Origin of the sequence: Staphylococcus cohnii subsp. cohnii, from assembly GCF_002902365.1 — a bacterium.
Lineage (GTDB): Bacteria > Bacillota > Bacilli > Staphylococcales > Staphylococcaceae > Staphylococcus > Staphylococcus cohnii.
On sequence record NZ_PPQC01000035.1, the window covers coordinates 1 to 387 of the forward strand.

General features: G+C 32.8%; 1 protein-coding gene. It reads left to right on the plus strand.

Features of this window, described 5'->3' with window-relative positions:
• Positions 1-183: 183 nt before the first annotated feature.
• The gene (locus tag CD032_RS13090) at positions 184-327 is read left to right on the plus strand and encodes a hypothetical protein (RefSeq protein ID WP_002324169.1); all 144 of its coding nucleotides are present in this window, start codon (positions 184-186) and stop codon (positions 325-327) included.
• Positions 328-387 lie beyond the last annotated feature (60 nt).

Genomic DNA, 387 nt, shown 5'->3' on the forward strand with positions numbered 1-387 from the left:
CAACACCGATTACTTAAAACTAAGATTAAAAAAATCGACGAAGGTCGATTATGGTTTTGCACACGTCGATTTATCCGACGTGTAAGTGCGCCCTTACGGGATTTAACTAGATTATAACGACGAAAATCAGACCTGTAAAGCGATAACTATTGTGATAAAGTTTGCTAAAAAGGAGTTTTGAAGTTGAAAAAAACAGAACGTAATTTATTTTCTATTTTCTTATCTTTAGGAAGTCTTTTTGCTATCTTTAGTGGTTTCTTTATTTTGGGCATTGGAATGTTAATTGGTGGAGCAACTTTATTAACTAAAAGTATTTCTGAAGAATAAAAGAGTTGACGCATTTATGCCGAGAAAATTTATTGTGCGTTGAGAAGAACCCTTAACTAA